The 20,436-nt window shown below is 45.5% G+C and carries 21 protein-coding genes; 1 reads left to right on the top strand and 20 read right to left on the bottom strand.

Going from position 1 to position 20,436, the window contains the following annotated elements:
- Positions 1–29 precede the first annotated feature (29 nt).
- Entirely contained in the window at positions 30–2,054 is a 2,025-nt protein-coding gene (gene mobC / locus M1P97_RS23550) for a conjugal transfer protein MobC (RefSeq protein ID WP_237475904.1), read from the top strand.
- 118 nt (positions 2,055–2,172) lie between these two features.
- Here the strand turns inward: mobC and M1P97_RS23545 are convergent, their stop codons facing one another.
- From M1P97_RS23545 to tssD (M1P97_RS23450), 20 genes are all read right to left on the bottom strand, one after another.
- Positions 2,173–2,739 (bottom strand): hypothetical protein, encoded by a 567-nt coding sequence (locus M1P97_RS23545; protein WP_151853731.1) that lies wholly within the window; start codon positions 2,737–2,739, stop codon positions 2,173–2,175.
- A gap of 61 nt (positions 2,740–2,800) precedes the next feature.
- On the bottom strand, positions 2,801–4,789 hold the full coding sequence (locus M1P97_RS23540; RefSeq protein WP_151853730.1) for a DUF4209 domain-containing protein: 1,989 nt from the start codon (positions 4,787–4,789) through the stop codon (positions 2,801–2,803).
- Between the two features lie 19 nt (positions 4,790–4,808).
- A complete protein-coding gene (locus M1P97_RS23535; RefSeq protein ID WP_151853732.1) occupies positions 4,809–5,174 on the bottom strand; it encodes a hypothetical protein in 366 nt (121 codons plus the stop codon).
- A 6-nt stretch (positions 5,175–5,180) separates the two neighbouring features.
- Positions 5,181–6,083: a translation initiation factor 2 gene (locus tag M1P97_RS23530; RefSeq protein ID WP_151853729.1), complete on the bottom strand. Its 903-nt coding sequence runs from the start codon at positions 6,081–6,083 to the stop codon at positions 5,181–5,183.
- A 23-nt stretch (positions 6,084–6,106) separates the two neighbouring features.
- Positions 6,107–6,700 carry a T6SS immunity protein Tdi1 domain-containing protein gene (locus M1P97_RS23525; RefSeq protein ID WP_151853728.1) on the bottom strand — a complete coding sequence of 198 codons (594 nt, stop codon included), beginning with the start codon at positions 6,698–6,700 and terminating at the stop codon, positions 6,107–6,109.
- A 7-nt stretch (positions 6,701–6,707) separates the two neighbouring features.
- Positions 6,708–7,787 carry a type VI secretion system tube protein TssD gene (tssD, locus tag M1P97_RS23520; RefSeq protein WP_151853727.1) on the bottom strand — a complete coding sequence of 360 codons (1,080 nt, stop codon included), beginning with the start codon at positions 7,785–7,787 and terminating at the stop codon, positions 6,708–6,710.
- Between the two features lie 24 nt (positions 7,788–7,811).
- Positions 7,812–10,304 carry a type VI secretion system protein TssR domain-containing protein gene (tssR, locus tag M1P97_RS23515; RefSeq protein ID WP_151853726.1) on the bottom strand — a complete coding sequence of 831 codons (2,493 nt, stop codon included), beginning with the start codon at positions 10,302–10,304 and terminating at the stop codon, positions 7,812–7,814.
- Positions 10,305–10,312: 8 nt separating this feature from the next.
- Positions 10,313–11,218, bottom strand: coding sequence for a PKD domain-containing protein (locus M1P97_RS23510; RefSeq protein WP_151853725.1), 906 nt, complete (start codon positions 11,216–11,218; stop codon positions 10,313–10,315).
- 4 nt (positions 11,219–11,222) lie between these two features.
- A complete protein-coding gene (locus tag M1P97_RS23505) occupies positions 11,223–11,735 on the bottom strand; it encodes a type VI secretion system transmembrane protein TssO (RefSeq protein ID WP_032838688.1) in 513 nt (170 codons plus the stop codon).
- Positions 11,736–11,745: 10 nt separating this feature from the next.
- Complete coding sequence (locus M1P97_RS23500; protein WP_005682914.1) at positions 11,746–12,246, bottom strand: type VI secretion system TssO; 501 nt, start codon at positions 12,244–12,246, stop codon at positions 11,746–11,748.
- Positions 12,247–12,267: 21 nt separating this feature from the next.
- Complete coding sequence (locus tag M1P97_RS23495) at positions 12,268–13,230, bottom strand: type VI secretion system baseplate subunit TssG (protein ID WP_057279548.1); 963 nt, start codon at positions 13,228–13,230, stop codon at positions 12,268–12,270.
- A gap of 20 nt (positions 13,231–13,250) precedes the next feature.
- The gene (locus tag M1P97_RS23490; protein WP_117741597.1) at positions 13,251–14,414 is read right to left on the bottom strand and encodes a hypothetical protein; all 1,164 of its coding nucleotides are present in this window, start codon (positions 14,412–14,414) and stop codon (positions 13,251–13,253) included.
- A gap of 13 nt (positions 14,415–14,427) precedes the next feature.
- The gene (locus M1P97_RS23485) at positions 14,428–15,306 is read right to left on the bottom strand and encodes a TssN family type VI secretion system protein (protein WP_249390388.1); all 879 of its coding nucleotides are present in this window, start codon (positions 15,304–15,306) and stop codon (positions 14,428–14,430) included.
- An 11-nt stretch (positions 15,307–15,317) separates the two neighbouring features.
- The gene (locus tag M1P97_RS23480; protein ID WP_151853723.1) at positions 15,318–17,162 is read right to left on the bottom strand and encodes a type VI secretion system baseplate subunit TssF; all 1,845 of its coding nucleotides are present in this window, start codon (positions 17,160–17,162) and stop codon (positions 15,318–15,320) included.
- A gap of 7 nt (positions 17,163–17,169) precedes the next feature.
- Positions 17,170–17,634, bottom strand: a complete 465-nt coding sequence (locus M1P97_RS23475) for a GPW/gp25 family protein (protein ID WP_005682909.1) — start codon at positions 17,632–17,634, stop codon at positions 17,170–17,172.
- Positions 17,625–18,068, bottom strand: a complete 444-nt coding sequence (gene tssD, locus M1P97_RS23470; protein WP_151853722.1) for a type VI secretion system tube protein TssD — start codon at positions 18,066–18,068, stop codon at positions 17,625–17,627. Before tssD (M1P97_RS23470) ends, M1P97_RS23475 begins: the two co-directional genes overlap by 10 nt.
- A gap of 4 nt (positions 18,069–18,072) precedes the next feature.
- Positions 18,073–18,474, bottom strand: a complete 402-nt coding sequence (gene tssD / locus M1P97_RS23465) for a type VI secretion system tube protein TssD (RefSeq protein WP_151853721.1) — start codon at positions 18,472–18,474, stop codon at positions 18,073–18,075.
- 15 nt (positions 18,475–18,489) lie between these two features.
- On the bottom strand, positions 18,490–18,783 hold the full coding sequence (locus tag M1P97_RS23460) for a hypothetical protein (protein ID WP_135036013.1): 294 nt from the start codon (positions 18,781–18,783) through the stop codon (positions 18,490–18,492).
- Positions 18,784–19,150: 367 nt separating this feature from the next.
- Positions 19,151–20,026 (bottom strand): hypothetical protein, encoded by an 876-nt coding sequence (locus M1P97_RS23455; RefSeq protein ID WP_147341695.1) that lies wholly within the window; start codon positions 20,024–20,026, stop codon positions 19,151–19,153.
- On the bottom strand, positions 20,014–20,430 hold the full coding sequence (tssD, locus tag M1P97_RS23450; RefSeq protein WP_249390387.1) for a type VI secretion system tube protein TssD: 417 nt from the start codon (positions 20,428–20,430) through the stop codon (positions 20,014–20,016). Before tssD (M1P97_RS23450) ends, M1P97_RS23455 begins: the two co-directional genes overlap by 13 nt.
- Between the last annotated feature and the right edge of the window lie 6 nt (positions 20,431–20,436).

Here is a 20,436-nt window from a genome sequence, read left to right as displayed (position 1 = left end):
ATTTTCAAAACCCATTTATCCCCATCCCTATGCAACAGGAAGACGATTTGAGGGCACTTGCCAAAATCATGGAATTTGGCAGGGCAGTGAGTATTTTTCTTTTGGTGGTGCACGTCTATGTGTACTGCTATCCGAGTATCACCGCATGGAACCTGAACCTGGAGGTGACAGACCGGATTCTGGTGAATTTCAACAACACGACCGGCATTTTCAACTGCATCCTCTGGACCAAGCTGCTGGCTGTGACCTTACTGGCAATATCCTGCCTGGGTACACATGGAGTCAAGGGTGAAAAAATCACCTGGCCCAAAATCTACGCGGCGCTGGTAGCCGGATGCGTGCTGTTTTTTCTGAACTGGTGGCTACTTGACCTGTCCTTGCCCCACATGACAAGCACCATACTGTACGTCATAACACTTACCGCAGGTTACCTCGGCCTGCTGATGGCGGGGTTGTGGATGAGCCGGCTTTACAGACATAACCTGATGGATGATGTGTTCAATATCGAAAACGAATCCTTCCGGCAGGAAACCCGGTTGTTGGAGAACGAGTATTCCGTCAACCTACCCACCAGTTTCCGCTTTCAGGGAAAACAGCATGACGGATGGATCAACGTGGTAAATCCCTTCCGTGCCACCATCGTGCTGGGCACGCCCGGTTCGGGCAAGTCGTATGCCGTGGTAAACAATTACATACGCCAGATGATTTCCAAAGGATACAGTTGTTACATCTACGATTACAAGTTCGACGACCTCTCCACCATCGCTTACAACACATTGTTGAACAACATGGACAAGTACAAGGTCAAGCCCCGGTTCTATGTCATCAATTTCGACGATCCGCGCAGGTCACACCGCTGCAATCCCATCAATCCGGAATTCATGACGGATATCTCCGATGCGTATGAGGCGAGTTACACGATAATGCTCAACCTCAATCGCACCTGGATTGAAAAGCAGGGCGATTTCTTCGTGGAGTCACCCATTATTTTGCTTGCTGCAATCATCTGGTACCTAAAGATTTACAAAAACGGCATTTATTGTTCCTTTCCGCACGCGGTAGAGCTGCTCAACAAGCCTTATTCGGATTTGTTTACCATCCTGACCTCGTATCCGGAGCTGGAAAACTACCTTTCCCCCTTCATGGATGCCTGGAAAGGGGGCGCCCAGGACCAGCTCCAAGGCCAGATCGCTTCGGCAAAAATCCCCCTTACGCGCATGATTTCCCCACAGTTGTATTGGGTGATGACAGGTAACGATTTTTCGTTGGACATAAACAACCCGAAAGAGCCCAAGCTGCTTTGCGTGGGCAACAATCCGGACAGGCAGAACATCTACTCGGCGGCACTCGGGTTATACAATTCCCGCATCGTCAAACTTATCAACAAGAAAGGACAGCTTAAGAGCACTGTCATCATAGACGAGCTGCCGACCATCTATTTCCGTGGATTGGACAACCTCATCGCTACCGCCCGAAGCAACAAGGTGGCGGTCTGTCTCGGCTTTCAGGATTTCAGTCAGTTGAACCGCGATTACGGTGAAAAAGAGTCGAAGGTCATCCAAAATACGGTAGGCAATATTTTCAGCGGCCAAGTGGTTGGAGAAACCGCGAAGACGCTTTCCGAACGTTTCGGCAAAGTGCTCCAGCAGCGGCAGTCCGTTTCCATCAACCGCCAGGATGTATCCACTTCCATCAGCACACAGCTTGACTCGCTCATCCCGGCTTCCAAGATTGCCAACCTGTCCCAGGGCACATTTGTCGGAGCCGTTTCCGACAATTTTGGTGAAAAGATAGACCAGAAAATATTCCATGCTGAAATCATTGTGGATCATGCCAAAGTCAGCGAGGAGGAAAAGGCTTACCGGAAAATCCCTGTCATCAACGAGTTCAAGGACAAGGAGGGTAACGATATCATGATGCAGCAGATACAGCGCAACTACGACCAGATTAAATTGGATGCTCAAGCAATTATCAATGAGGAAATGAACCGGATCAAAAGTAATCCGGAATTATGTGAAAGGTTGGGGTTGAAAGATGATGCCTCACACAAGTAAAATCTATCTAATTCAAAATAAACATAACATCTGAAAAGATTATTCTCCTTTAAGTACTGTTGTTCTTCTTTTCAGATGTTAGTATACCTTTCTTTATGACAATGATATTAGGATATTTCTAAGGTTTATTAATATCCCTGATGCGATTTTCTCGATCAATCAATTTATTAATATCAATATCTTGAATATTAATTATGGTTATAAGTCCAAACATAGAAATGCTTTCGTTACGTACAAACTCATTCAATTTCTTAGCCTCTTGATAAACTTTATCTATCCAATGATATGACGCTATTGTCTCATAATATTTACTCCCCAATGAGCCGTTTTCTCTGAATTTAATATTGGCTTCAAGAGTATAACGAACCCCCACGGATATATCATCTAAATTTTCATCAAGGATAAAACTAGCAATATCTTGAAATTTAGCTGTGTCTATTTTTGACAAGAGATTGCTTAAATTGTGAGTCCGAATAATTTTATACGTTGATTTTTCATCATAATTACTTCTCAAAAAAATCAGAGATTTCAAACTACACTCAAAAGAAAATAATAAATCCACCAATATTTTGCTACGTGTACTTATATTTGTAAACACATTTATTAAAGCCCTGTATCGTGCTAAATAGTCAGAGCTATCTGTCAAGAAAAAATCTGATATTTCTTTTCTTAAATCATCGTCCATAATCAAAATATTAAATCAGTTAATCCGTATTAATAAATTGCACTTTATTCCTTTTGCGATTTTAACTTTCACGTTGTTCTATAAACACATATTTGCTCAATTTAAGAATTAAGCAGAACAAGACAACAATTTTGTCTAACGAATAATCTTCGATTTGAAGTAAAGAATGTGCTACTTCATTTCTCAAATTCCAGCCTATTTTCTCTGACATTACATACTTGAGCATGGTAAGATGATCTTTGACAAAACTAGAAGGTTTCTCTGGAGTTCCCTTAAGATCTGCAATAATATCATCAAAAAGTTTTTCCATTATGACATCTCCATCTTTTGAACGTCTCTTGGCAAAAGTGGGTATTTTAAGTTTCTCAATAAAAAATCTCAAAAGACCTTCTATCTTAAGTGTTAAGCTATCTACAATAGTAACATAATCAGGAATATAATTTTCATCTGTTTGTTTAAGTTCATCAAATATCCTCTTTAATCCAGGCTTGACAGTATCTAAAGGAACAACACGAACTTTCTTACCATTATAGTTTCTCTCAACAGGTTCATTTAACCATGTCTTTTCCAAATAGGTTAAAACTAAATCGTATGATAACTTTTGAGATTCAATGGCTAACATAAATAGTTTGAACATTTTTAATGTACCAAAATTGAAGAAGAAACTATATGTGGACCAAAATTTTCCTTCTGCCGGTGTGTATGTTTTAACGGTGTTGCCATATCTGTCAAAGCATGACAAAGGAAGGGTACCTATAAGTCCATTGTCCACAGCATCAGATAAGGCTTGGATAGAATCATCTGTTTCATACCAAGGAGTCCCTGCAAATTGATCTAACAACTCATCTACAGAACAAGTTTCTATAGTCCGTTTTACAGCTTCATCAATTGTTTTTATATAATCATCTGGAATTGGAATGGAAGTTTCTGTCAATTGGAAAGTATTTCTCTTTTCAGAGTATAACTCTTCCATCTCTTTTATTTTTCCATCGTCCTTTATTTTAAGATAAATATCCAAAGCTAATTTTATAAAATGCATTGAAGCTATATCTTCCTGCCTGCTCTTGGCAATCTGTTCATATACCTCAGCTCTCTGTCTTAAAGAATCTTCTATCGAAAGATTTATTTTTTGTTTTAACTTATCCGTAAATTCAATAGCATCTGCAGCCATATAAAGATTATCTTTTTCTATCAAGCTGATAGCATATTTATTACGCTCTATAACTTTTTCAAAGTCTATGTATTTTTTACAAATGCTATAATGCTCTAACATGAACCTTGAATAATTTAAAGGAACATGTTTTGTGTTATCATTTACACTCCAATATTGCTGTATATCAAAAACTTGTTCAATGATTGCCTTTTGACAATCTTCAAACTTACTATTTATTGCAATTTGTAAAGCCAATTCCAAACGATTAAGAACATATCCCAATTTGAAATATTCTCCTTTTTGAGCTTCACCATAATATTCTTGAGCTAAGGAGATTAATTCGTTGCATAACTGAAACTTGAAACTGTTATTTTTCGACCAGTCTGTTTTTTGTCCGAAATATACCATCAAACCATATTCGGTTTTTGCATAGAGATTATTCGTTTTTTTATAACGCTGCTCAAAGAACTCGAAGTTTTCTTTAGTAAGATTTCTAACATCAGGCCAATAAAAAGGTATTTTGTCTCCATTTGCCATATCTTGTGTTCCTGCCATTTGCCACGATAATCCTTTAATTGTCCCCTTTGTTTCATCATCTTGAAACTCAAAAGACTTTCTTATTAAAAAAACTTGTCGATCTAATTCTGCTTGCAAAGCAACATTAATCATATCTTTTTCACAAAGTTCACTTATTACTTTTTGAAATTCATTATTAATTATAGATGAGTCCTTATTCTTATAATTTACAGAATCAAAATTCTTTAAGAACTCTTCATATATACCACATTCACTCTTATTTTCCATCTTTCCAGTATTTAATTGTTTTTTTTGAGAATACTTCCGTGGAGAACGCATAAATCGCTTTCCTTTCTTTGTTCTACTGTCACCTTTTCCCATATTAACATTTACAATGTTATCATCCAAATTTCACTACAATCTCCACAACCTCTCCACGCACCCTCCGCACATCCAACACCCGTGCAGGAATCCCATGTCCGAAGCAGCATTGGATAAACTCCATCCCGATAAACACTCCCATATCTGAGTTTCCGGTATTATGTTTTTCCTTATTACTAAACGTGACGGTTCCTTTCATCTCCTCATTCCTTCGTTTACGGTATTGCATCTCCTTTTGGAACATCATAGTAACTTCGCCTCTGACGATTTGCACCTGTTGCCCTCCGGTTTGTAAGAATTGCAAATAACTCTCCAGCAAATCTTCTGGACATCCGCTATGAGACAACACGTTTTTTACACTATGTATCAGAATCAAATTTTCCATCATTTTTTATTTGGCAATGATTACTTTTTTATCCTTGATAACAAGCGTATCCTTTCCACCATTATTCATCAAATTAACATTCTTCAAGTCTATTCGGCTATTAGAAATGGAGAACTCCTGATGAATCGTATCATTCCGCAAAAAGTGAATGTCCTGCTTATACAGGTTCGGAATGGAAAAGAACAGGGTGATAATTCCGATGAAACACAGCACCATCAATACCGTAAAGGTCACAAACCACCGCTGATATTTACGGTCTTCCACAACCTTCACTTCAATGGGCAATGGAGATTCCTGATAGCTCACCCGTTTCTGTTTCCATGTTACTCTGCAACGTAGGTTCGGGAATTCATGCAGGCTGAACAACTCCGGCAGCTCCTGCAAGAAATGCAGGTATTGTTTGGTTTCCATCAGTACTTCCAATTCCACGGTTACACGGATAACACTTCGTTTCATTATCTTGGGTTTTCCCGATGCACCTGTAGGTTTGGCTACATTGACAGGACGGATATCCGAAGCCCCGTTATCCATGCTCATGGCAAGTTCCACTCCGGTACTACCCAAAGAAGGAGCGTCCGTAGGATGATTGCCGAAAGGTGAAGAACTATTTCGTTCTCCTTCTATCCCCTCATATTCTGCTATCAAGTCCGCTATCTCCCGTACTTCGGTCACAGCTACGTTCTTTGCCTCTGCATTGGCAAAGGTTCCCACTTTAGCTTTGACCATATCAGTCAAAAAAGCTTTTATTTTCTCTTCGCTTTTTTTATGGATAAGGTAGCTGGGATACTTCTTGGTGAAGTTCCGAGCTACGTTTTCCATATAATCCATTGCATAGTCATAATTATGCCTAATAGATAAAAGGAACACGAATGACAAAGTAAAATGATTTATATTTTGCTTTTCGCTCATATAAAATATATTTTTATTTCAAGTTAGAATTTATCAGCTCGTTCGAATACATCTATCATTTGAACATTCATATCAATATAAGGAATCATTTTTACAATGCTAATATTATCTATACTTTCATTGCCCCCCATTGATAATGTAGGGAAATATCCATAACATTCATCAAAATCTATTTCGCCAATTTTTTCTTTTACAAAGGCATAGTTCTCTAAATCAAACCATCCTTTTAAAAAACTTTGATTGGGAATTACCTTATTAAAAATAGCTACAAAATTGTCAGGAATAATCAAAGATGTCCCATATCTAATATTTAAAAATACTACATAGTTCCCAAATCTTTTATTCTTAACATAAGCAAAAACATCACCGAAAGCAGTACACATAAAAGGCAATAAGGATTCATCATCATCCATTATATAACATTGATTTATTATATCTTTTAAATCATCAGGTTCTATAATTTTAAAAAGTCCATTATAATAGCTACCCAATCCTACCTCTTTCCACAAAGAATTTAATTGTTCACAGCTATAGTCACTATATTTCAAAATGAATTCTTCATTCACATTCTGTGTTATCTTTGAATTAACACTATTAAATAAAAACATTTCATACATAACTTTATTATTTTATGATTTCTAAATCTTCTGCAAAAATAACATTCATCTTTATATATTTCTGTTGTTCTTCATCTATTTTAGGAGGACCTTCTAATACCTTTAGTAATTCATCTTCTAAATTTTGGGCTCGTCCCTTGTCTTTAGTACCCCATTGAGAACCAATAGATGAATTTATTCTTTTATCTCCCATTTCAGTCACATCATCAAAATTTCCACCCGCAATTTGATCTGGATTATGCAAAGCTGCTAATGAACTTAATTCATCTTCAACTTTCTTTGTAATTTCATCATATTTAAAATTTTCAGCTGATAACAACATATAATCAAACATTTTACGTCTTTTATATGCATCTCGAGCATCATTTTGAGCAGTTTGACTAGACAAACGTCCTTTTTCTTTAAATGTCTTTCGATTAGTTAACCATTCAAAAACTGTCAGTTTATTAATCCCATCTTCTTGCATTTTTAGTTGTCTCCTCATTTCTTTTTCATAATGAGGATTATTTTGGAATTTCCTTTTCAATTTAAACGGAGGTTTCACATGTATAACAGAAAGTGTAAAAATTGTTACAGAAGATGAAGATTTTTCTGATATATAATCATTTTCTTCTTGTATAGAAGAGGAATTTCCATTAGAAACATCCGACACCTTCCAAACCTTCTCCCTCACCTCCAGATTATTCCTCTTGATAATCCCCGGCGACAAATACACCACCATCATCATCGGAGCGTTCCCGACACTCATGTATTCCTCTATTTTCACGCAATAGCAATCCCAGAACCGCAAAATATCCGCAACCTCCACCTCATTATAGATAAAATGGATTTCCCCGTCCTGCATCGTTCCTCCATTCAGCCAGTCATAAAAAAACGCCTCGTCTCCGCTGCATTCAAACGCAAGCGTAATCAAATCCCCCTCGACCGGCAGATTCTCCCTGTTTCCGATTTCTTCACAAACTTGTATATGCAACTGAATAATTCTTCTCAGGTTCGAATCATCATGGTGTTGGATATGGCAGCGATAATTGTAATAAAGTATCGGAATTTCTTTGCCACGAATTTTCAATATAGCTTGATAAATCATGATAATAAAATTTCAAGTAAGCAACTATGGTAATAAATCACGACTAATCCAATAATAAGTCTGTCCGTTGGACCGGAACGCCTTGCCGGCAGCCTCATCCAGCAGTTTTTTCTTTTCCTTGAAATACTCAATCAGCCCGTCCAGTTCCACATCCGTAATCATCTCCTTTTTCCGCAAGTCCTTGACCCGGTAAACCTCGAAGAACGGATAATCCACAGGACACGACGTGAACCGTTGCAACGCTTCCGACAGAGGCATGTTCAGGAAATCCCTTCTTCCCGTCTTGCAGTACTTGTCCCTGTTGCGTTCCGAAAGCAGATGCCTTACCAGTTGCCTTCTCACACGGCGCGTCGGGGCATATTCCGGTATGTTCAGGCTGTCCGTCTTCACACGTATGGTAGCCTCCTCTGTATCTGCCGGCAGATAATCGTCCGGACAGTTGCAGATATCCGTCTTCGCCTGCTTTTTCTTTCTGACCGCCTCATATTTATAGTCCAGGACCAGTTTGGCGGGCACTTCCACATACTTTCTCAGCCGCTTGAACTCCTCTTCATTGACGAGCAGGTAATAGTCCGTTACGGACGAAAGCGAGTCGGGCAATACGACAGGCTCTGCCGGCAGTTTCCATCCCGGTTCGATACCCGGCAGGACAGACAATATCGGTTGCACGCCTGACCTGCGGATATGATAGTAGTCCACCAGCGTCGAGTCAAGTTTATACCGGTGGGTTCCCACCTCCTCAAACGCCCTTGTCAGGCTGTTGCCCAACAGCGTATTGTCAAACTTCACCTGCAACAGCATGGAGTCCACGGCGGTAGTCAGCCCCTCCAGCTCCAGCGACTCGTTTTTCTGCGGAAAGACAAGCCATCCCAGTGTCATGCTCCGGTTCGGAAAGTCCAGGCAATACGTATTGTGGTTCACCTCCGCATATTCGTTTCCGTTCCGCAGCTGTTCGGGATACACAATCAGTTCCCGTTTCTTCCGGCTGATGCGTGGAGCCGAGCAGTCTATCATGTTCCCGATTTGCAGCACGAAATTGTTGAAGTTGTCCGGTTCTCCTCCGTAAAGCTGGAATCCCAGCAACCGGCAGTTGTTTTCCACCAGTCGGTCCACCAGAGTGGAATCCGCCCATTCGCTGTTGAACCCCTTGTCACCTACCACCACCAGGACATTGCTCTCGTCCCGGCATTTGTTGAACAGTTCCACCCCTGTGCGGACACCCGACCAACTGCCGAATCTACCGTACACAGGTTTCAGTTTTTCCGCATTCCGTGCCTTGTCCGACAAAAAGTCCAGAAATTCCATATAGTCGGGAGTCAGTTTGCAGATGGGATCTTCTTGGCTGTCCGGCTCGTTGAAAGTGAGCACGGCGCCGAACTTGAAGGAGAAACTCTCATCGTTCGCCAGCTGGGACTGCAACCCTTGGATGGCATTCACCACGGCAGGAAACTGTTCGATGGCCTTATCCTTTCCTTCCAGGACAAACACGAGGTTTATTTTTTGCAGGTCCTTTTCTATCTTGTTCTTGAAGGTTCCGTAATAAATCGGATGGCCGTTCACGTTCAGCACATAGCTTTCCCGTTTGTCAATGACCGGCATCGGCACATGCGTTCTGAAACAGAACGCCATATCATTGTGCCGGTAAGACAACACCGGACTGTACCGGATAACGGGATGCCGCCCGGCAAACTCCCGTACCTGCCGCATATCATCGGATGCCAGCGTCAGGGTATCCTTTCGTTCGCTGTCCTTAAACAGCAGTGCGCTGTCGGGCAGCGAGGCGATATCCACATGCAGTTGCTGCCCTATTTCGGTCAGCAGCCGCCGGTCTATCCACCCGACAGGCATCCCCCCGATACTGTCGGCGTCGAGTTTGGGCCGGTCCGCCACAAGCACGCATTCTTTGTCCGCCGATGCCTGATAAGGATACACAATGCCGTAGAACGGGATTCTGCCCGCTTCCTGTGTCAGGTCGGTATCTTTGAACAGTTTTACGGAATCATGGACGAAATACGTTTCCGGTTCAGCCAGTGCCGCGCTGTCGGCCGGCATCACCACCTGCTTGTTCTTGAAGCCCGTAGCTATGTCGGTCACACCGCTTCGGGTCAGCAACAGGTTGTCCCGGTTGATCCATCCGCAATACCGGGCCTGCTTCCACTCTTTCAGTCTTCCGTTTTTCAGGATAGCGGGGTCATACTGGATTACCTGAAGCCAGTCGCCTTTGCGCTTGATGACCAGAAACGCATCCATATAGTTCACGGGGCGCATTTCATTCTTCCCGCTCGGGCTCAGGTAGGTTGTCCCCGGCTCGTTGGCAAAGACAATCCACGGGTCATGCTTGAACAGCGACAGGCTGCGGGGGACTTTCACGCCTTCGACGGAATAGTTCCGTACATATTCGCGGGGGACATTCTTCACGCGTGTAAAACGGTGTACCGGTCCGCAGGCCGCCAGACAGATAATGCTTCCGCAAATCCATCCTCTTTTCAACAGGATTGACAAACAGTTCTTTTTCATGCCTCACATTACTTTTTTGATTCGGAAAAACGTTCGTGCTGCGTCACCATCAGTTGCATCACGCATTCATTGTTCAGGTTGTCACCCATATCCACAAACACCTCGTCAATGAGGGTCTTCCGACGGGCAATGATTTTCAAACCCTGGCAATAGGAGTAGAAGTCATTCTTTTTGTTATTGTTGACCGTCACCGCAATGTCCGGATTTCCGCAGAGATACTTCTTGAGGATATAATTGTAATGGACATTGAACGGCTTTCCGTCCACGATGGCCTGCAAATGCTCGCGGATGTCGTTGCCGATAACGACAAGCACGTCCGTCGAGTCGTTCTCCGCATACTGCGGAAGAACCTCAATGGTGTGCCGGACCGGATACTGGGTCTCTTCCGTGGTCAGCAGCACCTCGTACCTGCCCGGCTCGGAGTAGGCATAGAGCGGATTCTGCTCCCGTGAATCCACAATGCCCGATTCGCCGAACTGCCAGCGCCATTCCCTCGACGGTCCGTACCCCTTGAATGAAATGATTTCACCCTGGAAGGCGGTCGCCGGCGCCTCTATCTTGACCAGCTGGTCGCTTCCGTAATTATTGGCCCGTCTGTTCACCTTGACGATTTGCTTCTTCTCCAGCGAATGGTCCACCTGAAGGCGGACCTGGTAACGCCCCGGTTCCTTGAACACGTACTGGCCGCTCCGTTCATGCGAGACATCCCCGTTGCCGAACTCCCACAGCCAGGAACCCGCGTTGCGGGTGCTGTCCGCATAATGAACGGCTTCCCCGACTTCCACCTCGATGGGCGTCAGGGTCATCCGTACGATACGGTTGGAAAAAAACAGCCGGATCAGCACGGCGACAAGCACACACAGCAGCATCGCTGCAACTACAAACAGAATCTTTCTGGTACGAATCTTTCCCATGGCGTCATTTGTTTTTAGTTCCCGAGCGCAGGTCTTCCTCTTTCTTCCGCAAGCCTATCTCGCACTCCTCCAGATTGGCTTTGAACAGGCGTATGTTTTGTTCGATGCTCCACAGCTGTTTCTTGTCCGACAGCCACATGGCATAAAAATCGGCGATATGCATGAACAGCTTGTACCGTTTGTCCCAGCTGTTCCTTTCGTAGGTGTTCCGCAGGTTGTTTATCAGGTAGTGGATGTCGTCCTCCTCGTATTGGGCATACACGCCGGGCTGGAAAGCCTCTATCTTCCGGAACAGGGAGTCCACGGGCATCTGGCTTTCGGCCTGTTCCTGCTGGAAGTCCTTGATACGGTTCATCTTGATTTTCACAAACTCCTTCTGCTCGAACATCCTGAAGTCCGAATTCCACATGAAGATGGCAAGGCAGCACGCCACGGTTGTCAGGAAAAAAAACAGGAATACGTATGCGTGTCCCATAAGGATTTCCCGTTTGTTCAGTGTTTTTCTGTTATTGTCCATCATAGCGTTCTCATTGTTTGTTATTGGGTCCCACACTCAGGCTGCGCCGTGTCTTCCAGTTGTCCTGGATGCACTGCATCAGGTCTTTTTTTACCATCTCCTCCTGAATGTTCAACAGGCGGATGGAATCCTTCACCCCGAGGAATATGTTGATATTTCCCAGCAGCCGGCTGTAAAGCCTGCAATCCCTGGCATCCATGCCCTGGATATCCTTCAGCAGGTTCATCTTGCGTGTGCTGACCACACTTTGCAAAAGCACGTCGTTGATTTTCGGGGAGGTGTTCATCAGTTTCATGTATTGGTACACGGAATCCACGCTGTTTGCCAAGGCGAGCTCCCTGGCATAGACATGGTCGTATTCCAGCGTCTGCTCCGTAATCCGTTTCACCTCCGTGCCGGAGGTTTTGAGGAAACAGGCAAAGATGGTTACCGCAAGCACGATACAGCTTGTCAGGTAGCCGGAGAACCTCAGATAGGCCTTTCTCACTTCGGTGTTATTTTTCGGTTTCATGTCGGATGATGTTTTGTTTCTTTATAAATAAGTACTGATTCCCAGATACGCGCACTGTCCGTCCGGTGTCCCCAGCCGGAAACGGGCGTCCTCCTGTTGGATGATATAGCGGACTTGTATCTCCTTGTCCGATGGCAGGAACAGCTCCATGAGGGCGTTCAATATCCGGTTGTTGGCGGCTCCCGGGAAAAAGGTCTCCATTTTCCGGGCGGACAGGGGGCCGATTTCCAGCAGCAGCCGGTATGTGCCGTCGGCAAAACGGTTCCCCGCCACCATCGTGTCGCCCAAAAGGCACCGGCCTAACCGGGGGACAAGACCGGGAGGTGCCTCTGTCACGCATTTGTCGCCTCTCTTCAGGCGGACAGGCACCCCGGTCAGGATGCTCATGCACTCGCCCGTCTTCGCAAGGCTGGCGGTAATCTGTTCCAGATAGGGCAGCAGATGGACCAGCATGACCGCCAGATGGAGCGGAAGCAGCTTGAGCACCGGCCACTGTCCGGAGAAGATGCTCACAAAGTCGGCGTGCACGTTCATCTCGTCGATACGGCGCTCCTTGTTCTGGAAGGCGACCAGCAGATGGTCCAGCGAGATTTCAAAAGGCTTGAAAAAACGCCGGGCGAAGAATTCCTCCTCGCGGTGGATGCGGATTTCATCCAGTACCTGTTCTTTCGACACTTTCCCCGACTGATGGAGATTCTTATGGAAGATGCCTTCCGGAAGGGCGTCGTAAATGCTGCGCCTGTTCACGTGGAGATACAGATAATCTGTCAGGTCGTAATGGGAGTATTCCGAGCGTATTTCCTGGATGTCCTTCGAGAAGCCGCGACGCATGTCGCCCCGCCTGGAGATAAGGGTGCGTTCCGCGTCATACCCGCCCTCCTTCAGCCCGCTGGCCACCACTTCCGCCTTGAAGTCGGTATCCGGCTGGTTGAACAGATGGGGGCGTTCCTCAAAACATACGATTTTGTCTGTCTCTTCTGCCATGGTTGTTCTTGTATGAATGATCAGTCCAATATGTTCCAGCGTGACTCGTTCGTCTCCTTCGGTTGTCTGGAGCGTTCGGCAACCACGATGTTTTCCTTGTGTTTGCCGATGTATTCCAGCCGGCTGAGCGTGGTCCACAGGTCATTGAACTGGTACAGGAAACGCTCCGCGGTTATCATCAGCGGACGGATGTTCTGGTGGTTGTACAACAGGCCGCTGTTTTCCCTCAACAGCCCCTCGTAAGCGCCGGGATTGATGCCGTTCCACTCGTTGAAATATTTCAGCAGGTCCTCCTTCTCCTCCTTGTTCATAAATCCCAGGCAGACATACAGGCGGTGTGCCAGCGTGGAGAATACGTTCAGGAAACGGAGGGGCGGATAGTACTGCCCTTCGTTACGGTAGGAGAAATAGATGTCGGATATGAACAGCATGACATGGCGGCACAGCATGCCGATGTTCACGGCAAGCGGGGTCTGCTTCTCCGCGTTTTCCACCTTGGCGAGAATATCCGACGAGGCTTTCTCGATGGAATCGACCAGCTGCCCGAATTTCAGATAGTAGTTTTTCAGGTCCGGATGGCTGGACATGCTGGTACAGGGAGGGATGAAGTTCCCGTCCACCTCGCAGCGGTTCCCGTTTTTGCGCAGGCGGCCGATTACCAGGAAGTGCCTTCCCAGGTTGTTGCCGTCAATCTGCCCCGTCGGAACGACGCTCAACGCGTAGTCAGGCAGCGCGTCAGGCTGGCGGGGGCTGGTCTCCTTTTCGTCCGGGACGCCCGAAGGCAGACGCTCGAAAGGGTCTGCCATCAGAATGACATCCCACCGCTGGTCCTTATCCTCCGTCTCGTCAATGGCGATATGGAAACTGGCGGTCAGCTCGTCGTCTCCCCCCGCGTCATAGTCTATCAGGTAACCGCCGGCGGTAAGGGCGAGGCAGCGTTTCAAACGGACTTCCAGAGTGCCCGTGACAAGTTCCGTGATGCTGAAATCACCGGAAACGGCTTCTCCTTTCCTGAAGGGGAGCAGCCCGTAATTGGCACGGTTCAGCTGGAATGACTGGTATTCGCACAGCCGGTCCGTGAAATGGTCCTCCAGCTGGATAAAATGCTTCTTGTTGACCGGCATTCCGTCCGCCCAGTTTACCAGCGGATATCTCTTTCCCGGTTTCTGTTTTCCTGTATTCATCATGTCTGTTTTTTTAACATTCCTTGTAATTCACTATTTCGTTCGCCACGCGCTTGGCTATGATCACATCATGGCTTTTCAGCCGGTTCTCGGCAAGCGTGACGTCCGGGTCTATATAGAACCTTCTCTTGAAAAAGGAGGATTTGGTATAGAACACCCATTCGTAATAGGCGCCGCCGTCATTCTGATAGACAATCGGGGAGGACGGCGATTTGAGGTTGCAGTCGTCAATCATGCGCTGGAACCAATGCCCGAAGATGACATCTTCGGACGCCTTGCCGGTAATACGCTCCGCGGCGGAATCGTCCACCTTGCGGAATATTTCCACATCCACCACGATGCTCCGCTCACGGTTGATGTACAAGGAGTCCGAATCATACTCTTCCGAATACTTCCAGACCTTGTATATTTCAAGGGGTATGTCAAAATAGCTGTTTACCGTCTGGGAGTACAGGAGCGGAAAGGCGAAAGGCAGCAGGCAGGTGGAGGCCCAGATGCCGTACTGGAGTTCGTTGCAGAGGTTGAACACTACGGAGAAGAGTCCCGCGCCCAGCAGCACGACCGTAACCGTCAGCAGGCACCGGATACCGAAAGAGGGTGTCTCCTTTCCCGAGGCGAACACTTTCCGCAGCAGGAACCGGTTGTAATACCCGGCGGTCCAGTACAGGATGGCAAGCAGGACATAGATGTAGGGCATGAAGTTGTAGTCCATGAATCCCGACAGGCCGGGCAGGGCAAGTACAATGCCGCACAGCAGCAGATAGACAATCAGTTTCTTATTGTTGAGCAGTTTGTTTTTCCGTGCGATAAAATAGGCTGCAATCCCGAAAATCACAGTCAGCACGGGCATCAGCAGGTACGATGAAATCAGATGTTGGGTGACAGGGTCCATAAGTTCTATGTTTATGCGTTATTGTATTCGATGAATATGCGGTAATTGAATGTGTCCGGCGAGCAGGCGGACAGTCTGGTGTGCAGGCTGTCCTTCATCTGTTTTTCCTGCGACGGTCCGTCCAGCTTCGTTCCCAGGACCAGATGCACTTCTTTGGTGCGTATCAGCCCTTCGGTGGGCACCGGGCTGATTTCCACCCCGTTGCGGATTTCTGTCCGCAACAGAAGCTCGCCAAGCTCTTTCTTGCAGAAGCTGGCTATGTCGTTTTGCGTCAGCACACGCCCGTGTGAAATGATCCCGTATTTGTAGATATCGATCAGTTCCCGGTTCTTGGGGGCTTGCTTCCCGCCGTAGGTGGTACTGACAAGCGCGAGTGTCTTCGGGTCCAGATAGGTGGTGGCGTATGGCGACAGCTCCACACCGGCCTGTATTTGGTTGCCTGTCTCGCAGTGGGTGGTCCAGTATTTCACGGTGACCTGCCCTTTGCCGGACATTTGGTCGATCATCAGGTAATAGGGTGTCTCCCTGTATTCGTTCATGTTGTCGGTCGCCTGTTTCAGTTGTGCCGTCAGTTGCTCCATCTGGCTGGCGAGCGCTTGCAGCTTGACACTCGAAACGGCATGGAAGGCGTGGGTCTCGTCATCCAGCAGGTCCAGCAGATAGCCGAGCAGTTCCTTGGCGGAGCGGGAGTCAAAACGCTCGCAGCCTCCCTTGCGGATGGAATAAGTGTCGTAACTCTCCGTGGAGCCGGGTACCGGATACTGGAGCTCATGATAGCTCTTTCCGTCCGAATCCTTCACGCTGTGCACGGACAGCAGGGACTCGTAATTGCCGGTACGCAGGGGAATCACCCTGAACGTGTCTTCGAGGGAGGTGGTCTGTTCGTGCAGCAGCTTGTTTTCCACAGGCACGATGTTGATGCCCGCATGAAGCTCCTCCAGGATTTCCGGAGTGAAATGGGCGGGGAATACGATTTTCACCCACACCAGCTTTTCCTGCATCTTTTCCCGCACACGCTCCCCGAAACAGGAAGACAAGGCTTTCGGCAGGGGCTCCTTGTCAACCTCATCGAGGGGGACCGGTTGCGAAACCCGCAGGAAATGCTTGTTGTAGAGTTCCATCACCTCCTTGTCTATGACGGACATCACATCATAGTTCCGGAAGAAGGCACGGGTGGATTCCTCCGGCAACCGGCTTTTCTCATAGATGCCCGGCTCCATCCGGATGGGGTTTCCACCGGCGGACCATTCCGTGCACGGAAGCAGGAACAGGTATTCATAGCTTTCGGTAAGGTTGGGGAAGTCAAGATAGAAAGATATGTTTTCCAGGTCTGTCAGCGAGTCGTCCACCGCCAGGCCGAGCCACACCGTGCGTGCGGGCGTCCTTGTTTCCGTACGGGCAATCATGGTTTTCGACAGGGTATGGTCCACCTGATAGAGTATATCGTCACACACCATGTATTTCACATCGGCTTTGTGCAGCAGGGTGTCACAGGCCGGATAAAAGGAAATGCTTCCGGCGGACAGTTTCTGGGTCAGCAGGTCATTCTCATAATACATGCCCGACTCTTTCGTAATCAGGTAGCCGGGTTCGATGGGAGAGGCATGCACGACACCATGTGCGGGAAGTGCCGAGGTCAGTATGTCCGGTGTCAGAATGCGGGCGGTTTTTTCCAGCAGCCGCGTCTCGATGGCCGTAAAGTCTTCCCCCAGCATATACAGCTCGTTGGACAGCGCCTCCAGCATCAGCTTGACGACAGGGTCAAAATTTTCCGCTTTTTTGATTCCCCAGAACGCCGCCGCGTATTTCAGCATACGGTTCCTGATCTGCTCCTTGTTATATTTCTCCATACTCATACGCTTGTCATCGGGTTGAAATGGGTCCTAAATAAATCACATAGTAAAAGCAACGCTTCTCTCCGGTATGCACCAGATTGCCATAGACATATACCTGTACGCGCTTTTTTATGGTCGAAGCCTCGAACACATTGTCCTGCCGGGTGGTATCGTCGATAATGACCCGGACGTTCACATTCGTAAGACGCTTCTCGTACCGGGTGATGGCTTGGGTGATATAATCGGAAAACTGCCCTTCCCAGCGGGTATGCGAAATGATACTCTCAAAATCAAGATAAAAAATCTCGCAGCCGAACTCCTTGTCAAAGGCGTGCTCCCCGGGAGCCGTGTCAATCAGCATCTCGATGAACTGGTCGATGGACTCTATTTCCGTACAGGACGCGAGGCGGCTGTTTTCCACATCCTCGCTGAGCAAGGCTCCAAAATCCAGAGGCAGTTTGCAAAATTTCGTTTCCATACTTGTCAGCGCCATTCGTTATTCTCAAATTCGTCGTCACTGAATTGCAATATCCTTGCGGCAAACAGGAGTATGATGCTGCTTTTTTGGTTCATACGGTCAACCTTACGCTGCAAACGGATGCAGTTCCCTTCCACGAAACGCAGGACGAATACGGCTTCCTGGTCCGGTTTGTCTTTCCGGTAAACCCGCAGGTCACCGTCCTCGCATGGTTGGCTGTAGGCACCCCACCGCAGCAGGCCGTCACCCGGCATACCAGTAAGGGTACAGGTAACGAAACCGCCGTATGCCTCACCTTCCGGCAATCCGTCACGGTTAGTATTCCGTTTGAATTGCAGGTCAAATTCTTCTACCGTGTATGTCTCGTGACATACGGACAGCTTCATCGCATAACGGTCATTCACCGTTCCGGGCTCTTTCCGTTTAAACAAGGCAGCAAACCAGTTCATAATCTCATTTCAAATTTAGGTGACACGAATCGCCGGCTTCCATTTCCCCGAAATGGATAAGCAGCGAGGTACAACTCTCTTTCACGGTCGAATGCACATGGAAATCCAGACATTGGGCTCCCTTGAACCGGATGGTTTCCTTCGGTGTCCCCAGCTTTCCCGAGGTGTTCATCACCTCCCCGCTTTTCAGGATGCGTGAATTGAACATCCATTCCAGCAATTCCTTCGAGGGAAATCCGGCTATGCTTACCTGCATCTGTCCCCCGGTGGTCTTTCCGACCGCTTGCCCGCATGGGGTCGTCGGCTTCCGGAAGTCATATTCATAACTCAACAGGTCGTAAGCCTGCACCTCATCATGTTCCGAGGGCTCGGCGGTCCAAAGTTTGATATACGATTGTGCACTCATAATATCCGTAATCTTTTATTCGTCCTCACTCATCAGATTAGTTTGCAGCATGGCAGTCAGGGTCCGTTCCGGATTCATGCGTGACTCCACGAACAATACTGTGTCCTGACTGTCCAGATGCTTGCGCGAATAGGCTCGCAGGTAGGCTTTGAATGCTTGTACCTTCGTGCGGTATTCGTCTAAGGGAAGTGCGAAGATGTCTTGCTCTCCCAATCGCTCCAGCCCGTATTTTCCCAATTCATCCTCAAATGATTTTTTTGACAAACCATTAGAAATGATATAAATAATTAATACCTTATACTGCGCCATATCTCTAATCAACTTAACTTAAGAATAAAAATACGTGTTATTATGAATCCTAAATACATACCTATCAAGATTAAGTAAAAAGGAAATATGTACACATTATACAATATATCCTTATTTAAAAACACTATAAAAAAACAGAGAAACATCACCAGTAAAAACATATAATTCAATCTTGATAAAGAACGGAAAATCCAACTATCATTCTTTGCTTGTTTCAATTTTTGATATGTATAAAAACTGGCAATAGCACCTAGTAATAAAAATGTGCGATACCAAACTCCTGTAAAAGTATATGGATACAATAAATTTAAAGAAATCAGAATCACGACAAACATATTACTTAAATCATTATATAATATACTATTTTTCATTCAGATTTTTTCTTTTGAAATATCGGTTCAACATGTTCTTTTCGCACAACATTAGTATTATCTTTAGGCAATACTAATGTTTTTGAATATAATTGTTCTATTATCCTAGCTATTTTGAATTTATTAATAATCGAAGGCTTTACAACTTTTTGTGGCTTAGGGTTAAAATAAAAATATTCACTTTTAAACTTTTGTTGTTCATTATATCTATAATTATGCTCAACAGAATGTTCTATAAAAGTATTTTTAACAGTATCTACAGAAGTTACTTGATAATAATCCTGTATTGCATAAGCTAATCCTGGCAAAAAATAATTACCTCCTCCATTCGAAAAATTATCAGGATTTGGCATTGCAATAGGTTCTCTCATCGTATAGTGCGTTTTAGGTATTTGGGTTTCAGACCATGGTCCTGGATAATGAGAATTTCCATTACCTACATTTTTGTAATATATAACAGCGGCAATATAACACAAACAACCACCAGCCCAAACAAATGGAAGTAAAATATCATCCGCAACTCCTATTCCTGTAACATCATCTACCATAATTGATAAAGACAAAGCAGAAGTTGCTTTTAGAACATTTTCAGGAGTAAACCATGAATCATCATATTGTTCTAAATGTGTGTTACAAATTTTAGAACTAGCTCTATATGCTTTAGGAGAAATATCTAATTTACATACATTATATGAATCATAGATAAGCGTAGTTTTATTAATACTAGTAGATACAGGGATATTTTCATAAAATGCATAACCGCAATTCTCAACATATCCTTCATATAAGTCACCAGAACTTAATAAATTGGTATATAAATCCAACGAAATAATATTTGATTCATTTCTTCCTTGCATAACTATTTCACCCACCGATTATCAAATTCAATACCATTCACGCTTACACTTTCAGGAGACAAAATCAAGGTAGTTGACAAGCCTTGTCCCAAAGATTCAATAACCCGTTTCAAGTTGACGCAATATGCATTCGTGAACGCCACCTCAAATATCACCCCGGACGTACCGGTCTTGAACAGCACCGCCCCGCTCTTTTTCATCCACGGTTTCACGGCCCATCCGTAGATGTTGTTCTTCACTGTTTGCGAAATGGTTATCATGATGCGTCCGCCGCGCACTTCCCCTTCCGGCTGGTTCTTTATGCCATCGACAGGCTGGTGAAAACCGATTTTGAACTGTTCCACTGCATACTCGTCACCGTCAACACTGAATATGACATTCACATTGCTGTCCACTTGCGGAAAACTAAAGAGTCCCATAGCATT

The organism is Parabacteroides leei (genome assembly GCF_023369805.1).
GTDB classification, from domain to species: Bacteria; Bacteroidota; Bacteroidia; order Bacteroidales; family Tannerellaceae; genus Parabacteroides; species Parabacteroides leei.
The sequence above is the reverse complement of the archived record's forward strand: the minus strand, read 5'-3'. Positions and strand labels throughout refer to the sequence as shown.

What these genes read in the sequence shown, in the direction of transcription:
- M1P97_RS23505 (WP_032838688.1), bottom strand. Translation starts at nt 11,735, where the DNA reads ATGGACAATAACAGAAAAACACTGAACAAACGGGAAATCCTTATGGGA.
- M1P97_RS23495 (WP_057279548.1), bottom strand. Translation starts at nt 13,230, where the DNA reads ATGGCAGAAGAGACAGACAAAATCGTATGTTTTGAGGAACGCCCCCAT.
- M1P97_RS23500 (WP_005682914.1), bottom strand. Translation starts at nt 12,246, where the DNA reads ATGAAACCGAAAAATAACACCGAAGTGAGAAAGGCCTATCTGAGGTTC.
- tssR (WP_151853726.1), bottom strand. Translation starts at nt 10,304, where the DNA reads ATGAAAAAGAACTGTTTGTCAATCCTGTTGAAAAGAGGATGGATTTGC.
- mobC (WP_237475904.1), top strand. Translation starts at nt 30, where the DNA reads ATGCAACAGGAAGACGATTTGAGGGCACTTGCCAAAATCATGGAATTT.
- M1P97_RS23460 (WP_135036013.1), bottom strand. Translation starts at nt 18,783, where the DNA reads ATGGCGCAGTATAAGGTATTAATTATTTATATCATTTCTAATGGTTTG.
- tssD (WP_151853721.1), bottom strand. Translation starts at nt 18,474, where the DNA reads ATGAGTGCACAATCGTATATCAAACTTTGGACCGCCGAGCCCTCGGAA.
- M1P97_RS23480 (WP_151853723.1), bottom strand. Translation starts at nt 17,162, where the DNA reads ATGAGTATGGAGAAATATAACAAGGAGCAGATCAGGAACCGTATGCTG.
- M1P97_RS23510 (WP_151853725.1), bottom strand. Translation starts at nt 11,218, where the DNA reads ATGGGAAAGATTCGTACCAGAAAGATTCTGTTTGTAGTTGCAGCGATG.
- M1P97_RS23475 (WP_005682909.1), bottom strand. Translation starts at nt 17,634, where the DNA reads ATGGCGCTGACAAGTATGGAAACGAAATTTTGCAAACTGCCTCTGGAT.
- M1P97_RS23540 (WP_151853730.1), bottom strand. Translation starts at nt 4,789, where the DNA reads ATGGGAAAAGGTGACAGTAGAACAAAGAAAGGAAAGCGATTTATGCGT.
- tssD (WP_151853722.1), bottom strand. Translation starts at nt 18,068, where the DNA reads ATGAACTGGTTTGCTGCCTTGTTTAAACGGAAAGAGCCCGGAACGGTG.
- tssD (WP_249390387.1), bottom strand. Translation starts at nt 20,430, where the DNA reads ATGGGACTCTTTAGTTTTCCGCAAGTGGACAGCAATGTGAATGTCATA.
- M1P97_RS23545 (WP_151853731.1), bottom strand. Translation starts at nt 2,739, where the DNA reads ATGGACGATGATTTAAGAAAAGAAATATCAGATTTTTTCTTGACAGAT.
- M1P97_RS23530 (WP_151853729.1), bottom strand. Translation starts at nt 6,083, where the DNA reads ATGAGCGAAAAGCAAAATATAAATCATTTTACTTTGTCATTCGTGTTC.
- M1P97_RS23490 (WP_117741597.1), bottom strand. Translation starts at nt 14,414, where the DNA reads ATGAATACAGGAAAACAGAAACCGGGAAAGAGATATCCGCTGGTAAAC.
- M1P97_RS23525 (WP_151853728.1), bottom strand. Translation starts at nt 6,700, where the DNA reads ATGTATGAAATGTTTTTATTTAATAGTGTTAATTCAAAGATAACACAG.
- M1P97_RS23485 (WP_249390388.1), bottom strand. Translation starts at nt 15,306, where the DNA reads ATGGACCCTGTCACCCAACATCTGATTTCATCGTACCTGCTGATGCCC.
- tssD (WP_151853727.1), bottom strand. Translation starts at nt 7,787, where the DNA reads ATGATTTATCAAGCTATATTGAAAATTCGTGGCAAAGAAATTCCGATA.
- M1P97_RS23535 (WP_151853732.1), bottom strand. Translation starts at nt 5,174, where the DNA reads ATGGAAAATTTGATTCTGATACATAGTGTAAAAAACGTGTTGTCTCAT.